At 70.2% G+C, this 16,265-nt stretch carries 11 protein-coding genes and 1 tRNA gene; 7 read left to right on the forward strand and 5 right to left on the reverse strand.

From position 1 onward, the window contains the following. Positions 1–37: 37 nt before the first annotated feature. Positions 38–1,189: an ArsA-related P-loop ATPase gene (locus M8C17_RS16705; protein WP_252417393.1), complete on the forward strand. Its 1,152-nt coding sequence runs from the start codon at positions 38–40 to the stop codon at positions 1,187–1,189. Between the two features lie 6 nt (positions 1,190–1,195). Here M8C17_RS16705 and M8C17_RS16710 read toward each other — a convergent pair whose 3' ends face one another. After that, on the reverse strand, positions 1,196–1,516 hold the full coding sequence (locus tag M8C17_RS16710) for a WhiB family transcriptional regulator (protein WP_030328078.1): 321 nt from the start codon (positions 1,514–1,516) through the stop codon (positions 1,196–1,198). Positions 1,517–1,920: 404 nt separating this feature from the next. Between M8C17_RS16710 and M8C17_RS16715 the strand changes: the two genes are divergently transcribed. Further along, positions 1,921–4,365 (forward strand): transglycosylase domain-containing protein, encoded by a 2,445-nt coding sequence (locus M8C17_RS16715; RefSeq protein ID WP_252417394.1) that lies wholly within the window; start codon positions 1,921–1,923, stop codon positions 4,363–4,365. Between the two features lie 88 nt (positions 4,366–4,453). Here M8C17_RS16715 and M8C17_RS16720 read toward each other — a convergent pair whose 3' ends face one another. Next, positions 4,454–4,909 carry a GatB/YqeY domain-containing protein gene (locus M8C17_RS16720; RefSeq protein ID WP_252417395.1) on the reverse strand — a complete coding sequence of 152 codons (456 nt, stop codon included), beginning with the start codon at positions 4,907–4,909 and terminating at the stop codon, positions 4,454–4,456. 25 nt (positions 4,910–4,934) lie between these two features. Between M8C17_RS16720 and M8C17_RS16725 the strand changes: the two genes are divergently transcribed. The 5 genes from M8C17_RS16725 to M8C17_RS16745 all read left to right on the forward strand — a co-directional run bounded on the left by M8C17_RS16725 (position 4,935) and on the right by M8C17_RS16745 (position 8,097). After that, positions 4,935–5,828, forward strand: a complete 894-nt coding sequence (locus M8C17_RS16725; protein WP_252417396.1) for a metallophosphoesterase — start codon at positions 4,935–4,937, stop codon at positions 5,826–5,828. Positions 5,829–6,030: 202 nt separating this feature from the next. After that, positions 6,031–6,107 (forward strand) — tRNA-Pro (locus M8C17_RS16730). A gap of 79 nt (positions 6,108–6,186) precedes the next feature. Next, complete coding sequence (locus M8C17_RS16735) at positions 6,187–6,387, forward strand: hypothetical protein (protein ID WP_252417397.1); 201 nt, start codon at positions 6,187–6,189, stop codon at positions 6,385–6,387. A gap of 110 nt (positions 6,388–6,497) precedes the next feature. Further along, on the forward strand, positions 6,498–6,860 hold the full coding sequence (locus M8C17_RS16740) for a hypothetical protein (RefSeq protein WP_374558530.1): 363 nt from the start codon (positions 6,498–6,500) through the stop codon (positions 6,858–6,860). 421 nt (positions 6,861–7,281) lie between these two features. Then, positions 7,282–8,097: a class I SAM-dependent methyltransferase gene (locus tag M8C17_RS16745; protein WP_252417398.1), complete on the forward strand. Its 816-nt coding sequence runs from the start codon at positions 7,282–7,284 to the stop codon at positions 8,095–8,097. An 88-nt stretch (positions 8,098–8,185) separates the two neighbouring features. Here the strand turns inward: M8C17_RS16745 and M8C17_RS16750 are convergent, their stop codons facing one another. From M8C17_RS16750 to M8C17_RS16760, 3 genes are all read right to left on the reverse strand, one after another. Then, a complete protein-coding gene (locus M8C17_RS16750; protein ID WP_252417399.1) occupies positions 8,186–10,819 on the reverse strand; it encodes a right-handed parallel beta-helix repeat-containing protein in 2,634 nt (877 codons plus the stop codon). 157 nt (positions 10,820–10,976) lie between these two features. Then, entirely contained in the window at positions 10,977–13,589 is a 2,613-nt protein-coding gene (locus M8C17_RS16755; RefSeq protein ID WP_252417400.1) for a right-handed parallel beta-helix repeat-containing protein, read from the reverse strand. 50 nt (positions 13,590–13,639) lie between these two features. Further along, entirely contained in the window at positions 13,640–16,243 is a 2,604-nt protein-coding gene (locus tag M8C17_RS16760) for a right-handed parallel beta-helix repeat-containing protein (protein ID WP_252417401.1), read from the reverse strand. Positions 16,244–16,265 lie beyond the last annotated feature (22 nt).

The following is a 16,265-nucleotide window of genomic DNA, read 5'->3' on the forward strand; positions in this document are numbered from 1 at the left end:
CACGGGCGCGCGGACCCAGCCGGCCCGATACGCTCGATTGGTGCCTTCCGAAGACGCGGCGCCGCAGCTGGACGTCGACCAGATCCTCGCCGACCCGGGCGTGCGGATCATCGTGTGCTGCGGGGCCGGCGGAGTCGGCAAGACGACCACGGCCGCGGCGCTTGCGCTGCGGGCCGCCGAGCAGCACGGCCGGCGCACGGTGGTGCTCACCATCGACCCGGCCCGCCGGCTGGCCCAGTCACTGGGCCTGACCGAGCTGGACAACACCCCCCGCCAGGTCAAGGGGATCGACGTCGAGACCAGCGGCGGCGAGCTGCACGCCATGATGCTGGACATGAAGCGCACCTTCGACGACGTGGTGCTCCAGCACACCGATCCGGCGAAGGCGGCGGAGATCTTCGCGAACCCGTTCTACCAGGCGATGAGCTCGACCTTCGCCGGCACCCAGGAATACATGGCGATGGAGAAGCTGGGTCAGCTGCACGCCCGCGGCGAGTGGGACCTGATCGTCGTCGACACCCCGCCGTCCCGCTCGGCACTGGATTTCCTGGACGCGCCGGCCCGGCTCTCCCGGTTCCTCGACGGCCGGATGCTGCGACTGCTGCTGGCTCCCGCCCGCAGCGGCGGCCGAAGCATGTTCAGCCTGGTCACGGCCTCGTTCGGGATGTTCTCGAAGGTGGTCCAGAAGGTGCTCGGCGCGCAACTGCTCACCGACCTGTCCGGCTTCGTGGCCGCCCTGGACTCGATGTTCGGCGGTTTCCGGCAGCGGGCCGAGCAGACGTACCGGATCCTGCAGGCACGGGAGACGGCCTTCGTGCTGGTCGCGGCGCCGGAGCCGGACGCGGTCCGGGAGGCCGCCTACTTCGCGGGCCGGCTGCGGGAGGAGAAGATGCCGCTGGCCGGCCTCGTGCTCAACCGGGTGCACCGGCCGGCGGTGCCGGAGCTGGACGCCGAGCAGAGCCGGGTCGCCGCGGAGCGACTGGCCGAGCTGGGTGGGCACGAGGCCACCGCCGAGGTGCTGCGGGCGCACGCCGCGCTGGCCCGTCAGGCGGTACGCGAGCAGCAGGTGGCCGCGCGGTTCACCGAGGCGTTCCCGGCGGTGCCGTCGGTGTCGGTGACGGCGCAGCCCGCCGACGTGCACGACGTCGACGGGCTGCGGACGATCGGCGCGGCGATCAGCCGGCCGTGACCGGTGTCAGTTGGCAGCGCTAACGAGAATCTTGTCCTTGCCGGCCTTGTCCTTGCTGTTCTTCTTCATCGCGGCCTCGAACATCTTGCGCCAGCTCGTCACCTGCGGGTGACGACGCAGCAGCGCCCGCCGTTCGCGTTCGGTCATGCCACCCCACACACCGAACTCGATCCGGTTGTCCAGCGCGTCGGCCAGGCACTCGTACCGAACTGGGCAGCTCCGGCAGATCCGCTTCGCCACGTTCTGTTCGGCGCCCTGTACGAACAACGCGTCCGGGTCCCCGTTCTGACACGCCGCCAGCGACGGCCAGTCAGTGATCATGCCCATGTGTACTCGTCCCCCCTTGCAGTACCTACCGACCTCGTTGCACGTCAGCCGGCAATTCCCCCCGATCGCCCGGCCGGCCTTCCCCAAGGCGGCGCGGACGACATGTGGCGCTGTCGCCGCCCTCATCATGCTCTGTAGTCGACTGATTACGCAACGTTGTCGGCGAAATCCATCATTCCGGACACTCCCGGCTTCCCGGGCTCTCGACCGCCGGTTACCCCTCCGAGGTCGACGAAAACGCTGCGCCGTCTCCGCCAATCAGAGGAGACTCACGCCAGGTCAGACGCAACCACGCACCGGGGGTCGTGCGTTTAGCACAACGAGGGCAGCGCGCGCAGGAAATGGGGAAAGAACGCCCCAGCGCCCCTCGTTCCCTACTCGCGTACCCTGCTGAGGTGACCTGGATGCGGAAACGTGACCACAATGTGCTGACCAACGCCGCATCGCTGCTCATATGTGGCCTGTTGGCTGGCGTGGTGGTCGCTGCGGCGGCCTTCCCCGCGGTGGCGATGTCCGGCTTGGCCGCCAAGGCCGGTGCCGAAACCTTCGGCGCCCTACCCACGGAGCTGACGGTGGCCCGCGCGCCGCAGATCAGCTACCTGCTCGCCTCGGACGGCAAGACGCCGCTCGCGACGATGTACGACGAGAACCGGCGGGACGTGAAGCTCGCCGACATCTCGCCGTACATGCAGAAGGCCATCATCGCGGCCGAGGACCACGACTTCTACAAGCACAACGGCGTCGACATCAACGGTGTCGCCCGCGCGTTCGTGAACAACCAGAACGAGGCCGCCGGCCGGCAGGGCGCCTCGACGCTGACCATGCAGTACGTCCGGCTGGCCATCGCCTACTCGGCGACCCACCCGGCCGACGTGGTCGCGGCGACCGAGGACACCAGCGCCCGCAAGCTCCGCGAGATGCGGCTGGCCCTGCAGGTCGACAAGGAGTTCTCCAAGGACGAGATCCTCACCCGCTACCTCAACCTCGCCTCGTTCGGCAACGGCGCGTACGGCATCTACGCCGCCAGCCAGGTCTACTTCGGCAAGCCGCCGAGCAAGCTCAAGATCGAGGAAGCGGCGCTGCTGGCCGGCATGGTGAAGGCGCCGACCACCAACGACCCGACCACCAAGGCCGGCTACCCGCTCGCGCTGGACCGACGCAACTACGTCATCCAGAACATGCTCGACATCAAGGCCATCACCCAGCAGGAGGCCGACGCGGCCAAGGCGACCAAGCTGGAAGTGAAGGACAAGCGCACCCCGAACGGCTGCGTCGCCGCCAACGTCAACAGCTGGGGCTTCTTCTGCGACTACTTCTACCGCTGGTGGATGCAGCAGGAGACGTTCGGCTCGACGTCGTACGACCGGGAGCGGCGACTCAAGAGCGGCGGCTACACCGTCGTCACCTCGATCGACGTTCAGGCGCAGAAGGGCGCGGACGCGGCGGTTCGCAGGGCCAAGAGCGAGAACAGCAAGGAAGCCGCCATGGTCGCCGTGGTGGAGCCCGGCACCGGCCGGGTCCGGGCGCTCGCGGTCAACCGGCAGTTCAAGCTCGACGACCCGAAGAAGCCGAAGAACAAGATTTCCAGTGATCCGGCGAAGAGCAGGAAGGGCATCCGGGGCAACTACCCGGCGACGGTGAACCCGCTGCTCACCGGCGGCGACGGCATCGCCGGATACCAGGCCGGCTCGACCTTCAAGATCTTCAGCATCGTCGCGGCACTGGAGAAGGGCATCCCGCTCAGCTACCAGATCAACGCGCCGCAGCAGTTCAAGTCGGAATACATCATCGACAGCAGCAGCCCGGCGGCCTGCAAGGGGACGCACTTCTACTGCCCGACGAACTCGAACAACAAGGCGGGCGGCGTACAGAACATGTGGAGCGCCTTCGCCCAGTCGGTCAACACCTACTTCGTGCCGCTGCAACAGCAGGTCGGCGCGGAGAACGTGGTCGACGTCGCCAAGCGGGCCGGCATCCAGTTCCGGGCCAGCAGCGACGCCAAGTTCGCTTCCACGAAGGACTACGCCCACCAGTGGGGCGCCTTCACGCTCGGTGTCTCCTCGACCACGCCGCTCGACCTGGCCAACGCGTACGCCACCCTCGCCGCGGACGGCAAGTACTGCGAGCCGATCCCGGTGCAGGAGATCCGGGACCCGGAGGGCAAGAAGCTGGACATCGCCAACCCGCGCTGCGAGAAGCGGTTCAGCACCGACGTGGCCCGGGCCGCCGTGGACGCCGCCCGCTGCCCGGTCGGCGACAACTCCAGCACCAGCAAGTGCGGCGGCAGCCGCACCGCCGCCATCGTGAAGAGCGTCGTCGACGCGCCGGTGGCCGGCAAGTCCGGCACCACCGACTCGGAGAAGACGGCCGCCCTGGTCGCGATGACCAAGCAGTACGCGGTTGCCGGCATCATGGCCGACCCGGACTGGCCGCAGACGAACGTCAAGATGAAGCACAAGGAGAAGGACGGCATCAACCCGCCGGTGTACGAGACGCTGCGGGACGCGATGAAGGGCAAGCCCCGCATCAACTTCGAACCGCCGGGGCAGAAGATCTCCGAAGGTGACCAGCGCAGCATCCCCGACGTGAAGTGTCAGTCGGTGGAGACCGCGAAGTCCCGACTCAAGGGCGCCGGCTTCGAGCCGATCGTCTCCGAGACGAGGGTCCCCTCGTCCTGCAAGGCGGGCGACGCGGCCGGCACCAGCCCGGACGGACGCACCATCAAGGGCGGCGTGGTGACCATCCAGGTCAGCAGCGGCGGCGGAGCCACCCCGCCGGGCACCAACAACCCGGGCAACGGGCCCGGCAACCAGCCCGGCCGACCCGGCACGGGCCGCCCCGGCGGCTGAGCAGGGCAGACGTACGAACGGGCGGGCACCCACTCCGGGTGCCCGCCCGTTCGCCTGTCGGGAACTGTCGCCGGCGTGCGCCGATCGCTCAGAGGCCGAGCTGCCGGCGTACCTCGGCGGCCACCCGGCCACCCTCGGCCTGACCCGCCACCGCGGCCTGGGCCGCCTTCATGGCCGGGCCCATCTGGGCCTTGCCGGTGAAGCCGCCCTCGGCGAGCGCCGCCGACACCAGCTCGGTCAACTCGGCGTCCGAGAGCTGCTTGGGCAGGTAGCGGTCGAGCACCTCGCCCTCGGCGGTCTCCTTCGCGGCCTGCTCGGCGCGGCCCGCGTCGGCGAAGGCGGTGGCCGCCTCCCGACGCTTCTTGGCCTCCTTGGTCAGCACCGCGAGCACCTCGTCGTCGGTGAGCTCGCGCTTGGCCTTGCCGGCGACCTCGGCGGTGCCGACGGCGGCCAGGGCCATCCGCAGCGTGGAGGTGGTCAGCTCGTCGCGCGCCTTGAGCGCGGAACGCATGTCGGCAGTGAGGCGGTCCTTCAGCGTGCTCATGGACGGTCAAACTACCCTGAACGCCATGCGAAAGCGCACACTATTCCGACTCGCCGCCGGAACCGCCGCAGTCGGCGCGGCCACCCTCGCGTACGCGTCGCTCATCGAGCGCAACATGTTCACCCTGCGGCGGTACGACGTGCCGATGCTGCCGGCCGACGCGGAACCGCTTCGCGTGCTGCACCTGTCGGACCTGCACATGATGCCCGACCAGGCGCGCAAGCAGCGCTGGGTGGCGTCGCTGGCCGCCCTCGACCCGGACCTGGTCGTGGTGACCGGCGACAACATGGCCCACCCGGGCGCCGTGCCGGGGGTGCTGCGGGCGCTGCAACCGCTCCTCGACTACCCGGGCGCCTTCGTGTTCGGCTCCAACGACTACACCGGGCCGGTGTGGAAGAACCCCTTCACCTACTTCCTGCCCGACCGGGAGTACACCGAGGGCACCGAACTGCCCTACGAGGAACTGCGCCAGGTGTTCACCGGTGCCGGCTGGGTGGACCTCAACAACGCCCGGACCACGCTGAAGGCCGGCGGCCGGCAGCTCGACCTCGTCGGCGTGGACGACCCACACATCGACCGGGACGACTACGAGTCGGTGTCCGGCGCGGTCTCTTCCTCGGCCGACCTGTCCATCGCGCTGGCGCACTCCCCCGAGCCCCGGGTGCTCGACCAGATGGCCGCCGACGGCTTCGGGCTGCTGCTGGCCGGGCACACCCACGGCGGGCAGGTCTGCGTACCGGGCGCCGGGGCGCTCGTGACCAACTGCGGGCTGCCCCGCTCGATGGCGCGCGGACTGCACCGGTGGCCCGGCTCGGACTCCTGGCTCCACGTCTCCGCCGGCCTCGGCACCCACCCGACCGCCCCGGTCCGCTTCGCCTGCCCCCCGGAGGCGAGCATCCTCACCCTGATCCCCCGCTGACGCATCCCGGGACGCCTCGGGCGTCCCGGCGCGTCCGGCGTCAAGATCCGCGCAACATCAGGGATGTAGGCGACTCGCGGCGTCGGGAGGCCACAACATCGGTGAAGTTGCGCGGATCTTGGCTGCTCGGGGCGCGGTCCGGTGCGCGGGGGTACCGAGTTTGACCATCGGGGCGGGTGGGCTACTATTTGTCGGCACCACTCGGGGTGTGGCGCAGCTTGGTAGCGCGCTTCGTTCGGGACGAAGAGGTCGTCGGTTCGAATCCGGCCACCCCGACCAGGCAAGAGGGCACATCCGATCCATGGATGTGCCCTCAGTGCTTTCTGTCGGTGGATCATGTGGCGTCTAAGCTGCCGCCGTGGACAGAAGGCATGGAGAGATCGTCGGCGGCCTCGGGACAGCGGGCGCGACCATTGGAGCGGTCCTTGTCTTTCTTGGCCTTGTCGGCCTTTACGACGACGAGGTTCTCTTCGCCGGTGCGCTGCTGGTGATCGCTGGCCTGCTGCTACGTATCGAGGCTGCCGTGTCGAGGGGCGGGAGGACGGGACCAGGCCTCTGACGGTGAGACGCCGAACGACCCGTCACATGGAGTCGGACAGCCGGCTACCGGCGAAGTGGACGCTTTTATTTCCGCACGACCTGTAGATCACCATCTGCGAGACTCGGCTCGTGTCTGGCAGCGGTGGGCAGCGTGATGTGACGGTCCTGTGGCGTCCGACAGGGCCGAGGGAGCTTGAGTTGGTCGCTGCCTCCGGTTGGCGTCGCTGGCCGCCGCGACTGCCGGACCAGCCGATCTTCTACCCGGTGCTGAACGAGGACTACGCGGTCAAGATCGCCCGCGACTGGAACGTCGCGGCCTCAGGCGTGGGCTACGTGACGAGGTTCGGCGTGGATTCCGCCTTCGTTGCTCGCTATCCCGTCCAGCAGGTCGGTGGGCAGACGATCCTGGAGTTGTGGGTGCCAGGCGAGGAGCTGGAAGAGTTCAACGACCACATCATCGGCAAGATTGAAGTGGTTCACGAGTTCCGGTGACCTTGTCTTGGTCGATGCCTGAGTGCGGGCCACAGGTCATCGCGGCCTGCACCGAACAGAAGGCCGCCTCGGCGTCAGGTCGCTCGACCGTCCCGGCGTCACACCCGGCCACGCACCACGAGGCGCTCCCCCGGCCGGTCTCGGCAAGACGCGTGATACCTCAGAGGCATATTCATGCCTCTGAGGTATCGCAACCACCGCAACGACTGCCACCAGGCCGGGACCTGCCGTGCCCGGGGGCAGGTATCAGGACGTGGCCGTCTGATGACCGGGGCACCGAGCGGCACCGCCCCGGGCGCGGACATCAGAACCTGTGGTGCGGCGGCCTGGTGCGGCCAAGATAGGTGTTTCTGCCGATCCCCCGGCCTCGGGCGGCACCTAGCGTCGGTGGCACAGCGAACCGTCCGAGGGGGGACCACCGATGAGCACCGCAATCGATCTCAGCACCGTCAAGGCACGACAGCAGGTGACCTGGGCCAGCGGCGACTACGGCGCTGTCGCCGCGCTCATCCATCCGATCTCCGAATGGCTGGTGGCGGCGGCCGACCTGTCGGCCGGTTCCCGGGTGCTGGACGTGGCGACCGGCACCGGCAACGCCGCCATCGCCGCCGCGCGCTGCGGCTGCCTGGTGACGGGCGTCGACTACGTACCCGAACTGCTGGAGCGCGGCCACGCCCGGGCGGCGGCGGAGCGACTGCCGGTCACCTTCGTGGCCGGTGACGCGGAGCGGTTGGCGTACGCCGATGGTTCCTTCGACGCCGTGCTCTCCGTCGTCGGTGTGATGTTCGCGCCGGACCAGGAGCGGGCTGCCGCGGAGCTGGTCCGGGTCTGCCGGCCCGGCGGCACGGTGGCGCTGGCGTCGTGGACGCCGCAGGGATTCATCGGCGACCTCTTCCGCACGGTGGGGCGGCACGTGCCGCCGCCAGCGGGGCTGCGCCCGCCGGTCCAGTGGGGAGACGAGGACCGGGTCCGCGAGTTGCTCGGCGGGGCCGTCGGAGAACTGCGAACGGTACGTCGGGAGTTCGTCTTCCGTTTCGGTACGCCGGAGGAGTTCGCGCACTTCTTCAGAGCCAACTACGGGCCGACGCTGAAGGCTTTCGAGGCGCTGCCCGAAGAGCGGCGACCGGAGCTGCAGGCCGACCTGGTGGAGCTGGCGCGGACGCACAACCGGTCCACGGACGGCACCGTGCGGATTCCGGCCGAGTACCTGGAGGTGGTGGCCGAGCGGTCGGCCTGATCCGCGTCGGAACGCGATCGGTCAGCGGGGGGAAACGACCGGGGCCGGCACCACCAAGCGGCGCCGGCCCCGAGTCGGTGACGGTCGGTCAGGAGGCGGCGGCGATGAAGTAGCCGGCCTGGTCGACGATCACGTCCGTGCTGCCCGAACTGGCGTTGTACAGCGCCACCGAAGTCACCCCGACCCGGACGACGGCCAGGTTGGAGGCCGTCTCGCCAGCGACGAAGTTGAGGTTGGACGTCGTCGGGCGCGGCTCTTCGAATGGGTAGGCGGTGAGCACGCCCGCGGTGGTCGGCCGAGTGACCGTCAGGTTGGCGATCAGCGCGGTCGGGCAATCCTTGCTGCTGCTACTGCAGTACGACCTGTTCTGCACGTTCGCCGGGGCGAAGCCGATCGACGAGTTCGACGCGACCGGCCCGATGGGGCGGTACGACAGGCCGGTGCCGTCCCGCGTGTCGGCCACCCGGCGCGGGCCGTACGGCACGTAGGTCTGGTCGGCGCCGGAGACCGTCGAGCCGAACCAACCGGCCAGGTCGGCGATCACGTGCACGGTGCCCGAGCTCTGGTTGTAGATGTTCACCTTGCCATTGACGACCGGCACCATCACCAGGTTGGGAATCGTCTGCCCGGCCGCGAAGTTCAGGTTGGACGCCACCGGCACCAGGGACCCGCCGGGGAACACCTTCAGCACGCCGGCGGCCGTCGGCGCGGTGACCGTCACGTTCAGGACAGCGGCGGTCGCGTCGACCGGCAGCCTGGACGACAGGTCGATCTGCCGCGACGTGTCCGGCAGGTACGGGCCGGCGGTTCCCTCGCGGCTGTCGGCCACCCGCACAGGGTTGAGCGGCTTGAACCCGGAACCCGTGGCGCCGAACCAACCCTGGAGGTCGGCCAGCACGTGAACGGTGCCGCCGCTGCTGTTGCGGAACCGGATCGTTCCGTTGGTCAGCGGAATGGTCACCAGGTTCGGCACCGTCTCGTTGGCGACGAAGTTGACGCTCGACGCGCTCGGCAGCGGGGTGCCGTCCGGGTAGACGGTGAGGAATCCGCCGGTCGTCGGCTGGGTCGCCGTCACGTTCAGCACCACCGCGCTGATGTCCGCCGCCGGCACACCACCGATGCTCGGCACCGGCAGCAGCACCTCGGCGTTCGGCGCGACCGGCACGGAGGTGCTGGTCCCGATCCCGGACCGGGTGTCCAGCAGCCGGGTCGGGGTGACCGGGTTGTAGCGGGCGCCGACCACCGTGCAGCCACCCTTGTACAGGTCGAACTCCGGGACGACCCGGAAGCCGTTCGCGCTCGCGTACACCCGCACGCAGGCCTGGCCAGCCCGGCGCACCGTCTGCTCGTGGACCGGGCTGCCGGCGAGCTGCATGAAGCGATCGCCGAGCAGGTGGTAGGCGAAGGTGCCGCCAGCCGTCTCCACCGGCCACGAACGCGTCCAGGGCAGCCGGGTCACGATGTCGAACGGGCCACCGCCCACCTTCCGGCTGACGGTGACGGTGTCGCTGCCGGTCCAGGGGCTGGAGACCTCGACCGCGCCGCGGTCCCGGTACCCCGACCCGGTGCCCGTGTTCGGTACCTCCGGCACGTCGGAGCGAGGGTTGCCGAGCATGTCGAGCGGGCCGGAGCCGACCGCGCCCGCGTCCGCCGAGTCGATTGCCGGCGACGTGCGGTCGACGGCGATCCACGGCCGCTCGGCACCCTGCTGCGGCGTGAGCTTCGGATCGGCGGCGATGTCCTGGGCGCCCTGGCCGGTCGCCGCGCGGAACGCCGCGAGGTCGGCGTAGGCGGTGTCGCCCCAGGCGTACAGCGCGCCACCGCTCGCCGGGTCGATCAGGTTGTGGTCGGCGACGCTCTGCCCGACGGACGCCGCAGAGAGCGTGATCGCGGTGGCGGCGGCCGGGTCGGCGCAGGCGGCGGGCGCACTGCCCGACAGGTCGGCGGCCTGCACGATGTTGTTCCGAATGGCCACCCCCGGCGAGGAGCCGGTCACGGTGATGCCCGAGGCGCAGCCGGTCACCAGCGTGTTCCCGGTGATCGCCGTGCCGGGCGCGTCGGTGACCGTCAGGCCACCCCGGAACTGGTTGCCGGTGACCACGGCACCGGACACTCCGGCACCGATCGTCACCCCGGGCGCACCGGAGGCGCCGAACCAGCTCCTGCTGACGGTGACGTCACCGGACGCCCCGGTGACACGGACCCCGACCACGCCGGACAGCGGGCGGACGCTGAGCCCGTCCACGGTCACCCGGGTCGATCCGTCGACCAGGACCGGCTCGGCGGCGCCCGACGTCCGCACGGAGAAGCCCTCGACCCTGACGTCATGCACACCGTTGAGCGAGAACGCGTTGCCTCCGGAGGCGGGCGCGCTCACCGTCACAGCGCCGTTCGGACCGTTCACCGCCCGGAAGGTGATCGGTGCGTCGCTGGTGCCCGAGCGGGTGATCGCCACCTTCTCCACGTAGGAGCCGGGTTGCACGAGGATCGTCTGGCCCGGCTGCGCGGCCGCAGAGGCGGCCGAGATCGTGCAGTACGGCCGGTCGACCGTGCCCTCGCCCGGGCCAGGGTAGGGACAGCCGGCCCTGCTGACGTACACATCGGATCCGCTCGCCACCGCCTGCCCGGCGGCCGGTGCCGCTCCCGCGGGCGGCGTCGGCCCGACCAGGCCGACACCACCAACCAGTGGTACGAGCGCAAGCGACCACAGTCTTGTTCTCATCACAGCCCCCGCTGAAAGATCGACCATCTGCGGACGGGAGCCTATACCGACGTTCGGCTATGCGGGGCCGCCGACCGGTGCACTGTCGGGTCCCCGGTACGGGTGTGTGGAACGGCCGCCCATCGATGGACGATGGACGGCCGTGGACACTCGACGGTCAGGGCGTGCCGGCGATGAAGTGGCCCGCCTGGTCGACAATCATGTGGATGTAGCCGGAGCTGTTGTTGAACAGCACGATGGCTCCCTCATCGCCGACGCCCACGATGGCGTGGTTGGCGGCGGTCTCACCGGCCACGAAGTTGACGTTCGACGCGGTCGGCTGGTCCGACCCGTTCGGGTGGGCGGTGAGCACGCCGCCCTTGGTCGGTGCGGTGACGGTCAGGTTCGCCACCAGCGCCGTCGGCCGCGGTGCCGTCTTGTCGCCCAGGGGGTCGAGGAACGGCACGGGGATTCCCGCCGAGCTGAAGGGCGACTGCGGCCATCCCTCTCCGGCCTCTCCCCGGCTGTCGTAGATCCGGCGCGGGCCGAACGGCACGAACACGTCGGTGGCACCGCCGCCGAACCAGCCGGCGAGGTCGGCCACCACATGGGTACGCCCGGAGCTGACGTTCTGGATGGCCACCTTGCCGTCGACCACCGGCACCATCACCAGGTTGGGGATGGTCTGCCCGGCGACGAAGTTCAGGTTCGACGCCACCGGCACCGCCGTGCCGTACGGGTGGACGGTGAGCACACCGCCGGTCGTCGGCGCGGTCACGGTCACGTTGAGCACGGCGGCCGTGACCCCCGACGGAATCCGCCCGGTCAGGTCCAGCGTCCGGCCGGTGTTCGGTGCGAGCGGCGAGCTGCCCGTGTTGCGGGTGTCCAGGACCCGCAACGGGGCGATGGACCGGAATCCGGAGCCGCTGGCCGAGTAGTAACCCTGGAGGTCGGCGACGACGTGCACGGTGCCGCTGGCGGTGTTGCGAATGCGCAGGTTGCCGTTGGTCATCGGCACGGTGACCAGGTTCGGCACGGTCTCACCGGGCACGAAGTTGACGTTCGACACGTCCGGCAGGGTGGCGCCGTCGGGATAGACCCGCAGGAACCCGCCGGTGGTCGGCGCGGTGACGGTCACGTTCAGCACCACGGCGCTGATGTCCGCCGCCGGGAGCCCGTTGACCTGCGGCAGCGCGAGCACGACCTCGGCGTTCGCCGGGATCGGCACGGTGTCCGGCACCCCGATCGCGGCGCGCGTGTCCAGCACCCGCTGCGGTGGCAGGGGCGTGTAGGCGGCACCGACCACCGTGCAGGTGAGGACCGGGGTCCCGAAGACTCTCCGGAAGTCGTTGAAGCTCACCTGGTGGGTTTCGCAGGCCTTGCCGGCCCTGCGGAAGTGACGGTCCTCCGGCCCGACCCGACCGATCCGGCGGAACGGCTCGTCGCTCCAACTGCGGGACACCTTGCCCACCGGGCCGTCGGTGGTCCACGCGGCGGTGACCGAGAGGCCGACGGTCACGTCCAGGGGCGAGCCACCGGGCTTGTGGTGGACCGGGATCTCCCGCACCGTCACCGGGCCCTGCGCCTCGACGGCACCCCGGTCGTGGTAGCCGGGACCGGTGCCGGTGTTGGGCGTCTCCGGGCTGTCCGTGTGCGGGTTGTCCAGCAGGTCGGTACGGGAGACACCCTCGGCGGTGGCGTCGGCCGAGTCGACGGCCGGAGAGTGGCGGGAGATCTCGTAGTACGGCCGCTCGTACGCCTGGGTCGCCGTCAGCCACGGCACGGCGGCGATGTCGTGACCACCCTGGCCGGTGGCGGCGACGAACTCCGGCAGGCCGGTGTACTCGGTGGCACCCCAGCGGTAGAGCGGCCCGCCGCTGGCCGGCTCGATGAGGTTGTAGTCCGCCACTGTCTGGGGAACGCTCTCGGCTGAGACGGCGATGGCGGTCGCCTCCGACGGCACCTCGCACGCCACGGCGTCACTGAGGGGGCCGGTTGCGGTCTCCAGGATGTTGTTCCGGATCGACACGCCCGGCGAGGTGCCGGTGACGTCCACGGCGAGGGTGCAGTCGGTCTCCAGGGTGTTGCCGACGATCTTCGTACCGGGCGCGTCGCGCACCGTGATCCCGCTCTGGGTGAAGGTGCTGGCGGTGACCAGCGCCCCGGCGACTCCCGGATCCACCACCAGGCCCCTGCCCGGTCCGACGTAGCTGCGGCTCACCGTGATGTGCTCGGACGCGCCGGTGATCCGGATCGCTGCGGGGGCGTCGTACTCGGAGGCGACGAGCCGGTCGAGGGTGATCCGGCTGGAACCGTTGACGAGGACCCCCTCGGCCGTTCCGTCGCCTGCGGCCAGGAAGCCATCGAGGACGACGTCGTGGACCCCGGTGAGGGTGAAGGCACTCTCGTTGCCATTGGCACCGCGCCGTTTGCCGACCTTGACCACGGTGGTGCTGAGGCCCGGCCCGTTCAGCGCCCGGAAGGTGATCGGGGCGCCGTCCGTACCTGACCGGGTGAGCGTCACCGACTCCCGGTAGTCCCCCGGCTGCACCAGGACCGTCTGGCCGGGTCCGGCCACCGCCGCGGCCTGGGTGATGGTGCAGAACGGCGCCTCGATGGTGCCGTTGCCGGCCATGGTGCAGCCCACCTTGCTGACGTACAGGTCGGTGCCGGAGGCAGCGGCGGCTGGTGCGAGGGCGGGCACGGATGCCGGCGTGCGGGCGGCGGCGGGCGCCGCCGGGCCGACCAGGCCGGCGGCACCGATCAACGGTACGAGCGCGAATCGCGCCATCACAGATCGTGTCATCGATAACCCCAGGAAAAGTAGATCTCAAGCAACGGTCAGGACGCGGCGGCGATGAAGTAGCCCGACTGGTCGACGATGACGTGGGACGTACCCCCGCTGTTGTGGAAGAGGTCGACGCCGGAGCCCACCGCGACCACGGCGGCGTTCGACGCGGTTTCGCCCGCGACGAAGTTGACGTTCGAGGCGGTGGGTCGCTGCCCCCCGCCCGGATAGACGGTGAGCAAGCCGGCCGTGGTCGGTGCGGTAACGGTCACGTTGCCCACGATCGCGGTCGGGGCCGGGCAGGCCGGCACGCAGGTCACGCTGCTCCGGAACGGCGCGAACCGGACGGTCTCCCGCGCGGCGAGCGGGGCCGGCGCGCGGCCGGCCAGCCCGGTGCTGTCCCGGGAGTCCACGATCCGCGTCGGCGTGATCGGTACGAACGTCTGGGCGGCGTCCGGGCTGAACCAACCGGCCAGGTCCGCGACGACGTGCGTGGTGCCGGAGCTGTTGTTGAAGATGTTGACCTGACCGTTCACGACCGGCACGGTGACCACGTTGGGGATGGTCTGCCCGGCGACGAAGTTGAGGTTGGACGCGGTGGGTGCCGTCGAGCCGTACGGGAAGACCGTGAGAACCCCGCCCGCGCTCGGCGCGGTGACCGTCACGGAGAGCACGGCCGCCGTCGCGCCGACGGGCAGCCGCCCAGAGAGGTCGAGGGTCCGGGTGCCCTTGGCGGCGATCGGGCCTCCAACGCCCTCCCGGGTGTCGAGGACCCGCACCGGCGGTGCCGAGGCGAAGCCGGAACCGGTCGCGGCATAGAAGCCCTGAAGGTCGGCGACCAGGTGGACGCTGCCCGAGCCGGCGTTGTGGAACATGACCGACCCGTTGCGGACGGGTACGGTGACCTGGTTCGGCACTGTCTCCCCGGCAACGAAGTTGACGCTGGAGGCGGAGGTCCGCTCGCCGGCCGGGAAGACGCTGATGAAGCCGGCGGACGCCGGCTGGGTCACCGTCACGTTGAGGACGACCGCGCTGATGTCCGTGGCCGGAACACCACCGAGGGTGCCGATCGGCAGCTCGAGCACTCCATCGGGTGCCACCGGCTGGGAAATGGGAACACCGACCTTGGCTCGGGTGTCCAGCAGGCGGGTCGGGCTTACCGGTACGTAACGCGCGCCGACCTGGGTGCAGACCCGCTCGTCGCCTCCGGCGGGCGACCGGAAGTCGGACACGCTGATCTGCACCTGGACGCAGGCATCACCGGCCCGTCGCAGCGTGAACTCCGCAGTGGCGGAGTCGGTCACCCGCCACAGGTGCCCACCGTCGAGGGAATACGCGTACTGGGCCCGATCCTGCTCGACCGGCCACGTCTGGTGCCAGCCGGCCCGCGCGACGATGTCGAGCGGTCCGCCGCCCACCTTGCGCTCGACACGTACCGGATCCTGGGTGACAGCCGATCGGGCTTCCACCGCTCCCCGGTCGCGGTAGCCGCTGCCGGTGCCGCTGTTCGCCGCGCCCGGATCGTCGGCGAAGGAACCGTCGAGCATGTCGGTGTCCAGGGCACCGGCGGCGGTGGCGTCGGCGGAGTCCCGGGCCGGCGACCCGCCCAGGGTGAAGAGGTAGTCACGGTGCAGGGCGTTCGTCCACGTGAGCTTCGGGTCAGCCGCGAGGTCGTGGGTGGCCTGCCCCGTCGCCGTCACGAAGGAGGCGAGGTCCGGGTAGTCGATGCCCGCCCAGTTGTAGGGTGCCCCGCCGCTGAGCGGTTCGATCAGGTTGTAGTCGGTGCTGGTCCCGGACACGGACTGGGCGGACACCCGGATCCCGGTCGCGTTCGTCGGGGTGGAGCAGCGCTTGCGCTGCCGGGCGGTGACGACGATGTTGTTGCGGATCGAGGCGCCCGGGGAGCTTCCGGCCACATCGATGCCGCGTCGACAGTCGACGTAGACCGTGTTGCCGGTGACGGCCAGACCGACGGCGTCCGTCGCGACGAGGCCGGAGTTGTCGAACTGGTTCGCGGTCACGGTCGTAGCGGTCACGCCGGGCTCAATGGACACGGATGGATTCTGTGCGGCCCGGATGACACTCCGGCTGAGCATCACCGTGTCGGACTGGCCGCTGATCCGCACCCCGCTGAGGCCGCCGAGGCCGAGGTGGACGGTGAGCTTGTCAAGGCGAACCCGGCGGGAGTCCCGCACTGTCACGGCGTCAGCGAGATTGGCCCCGAACACGACCAGGCCCTCCACCGTCACGTCGTGCACATTGGCGAGATCGAGGACGGTGCCCGTCACGGACGTGGTGTCGAAATTGCCGACTCGCGCCATCTGCCAGTTGACGTTGACCGCGCGAAAGGTGATCGGCGCGCCCTCGGTGCCGGACCGGGTGAACCGCACGCTCTCCCGGTACTCCCCCGGGTGGATCAGCACCGTCTGGCCCGGGCCAACCACCGCCGCCGCTTCCGAGATGGTGCAGAACGGCCGCTGCTCGCTGCCGTCTCCGGTGCTCTGACACCAGGTATCGCTGACGTGCAGTTCGTTGGCGACCGCCGCCGCGGTGACCGGTGCGGCCGCGGCGGGCGCGGGCGCCGCCGCGGGGCCTACCAGGGCCGCGCCACCGATCAGTGGTACGAGCGCGAGTCGCGCCCAACGTCGCATGTCCATCAAGGGCCCCCGTGCAAATGTC

Origin of the sequence: Micromonospora sp. RHAY321, from assembly GCF_023896955.1 — a bacterium.
In the GTDB taxonomy this organism is placed as follows: Bacteria; Actinomycetota; Actinomycetes; order Mycobacteriales; family Micromonosporaceae; genus Micromonospora.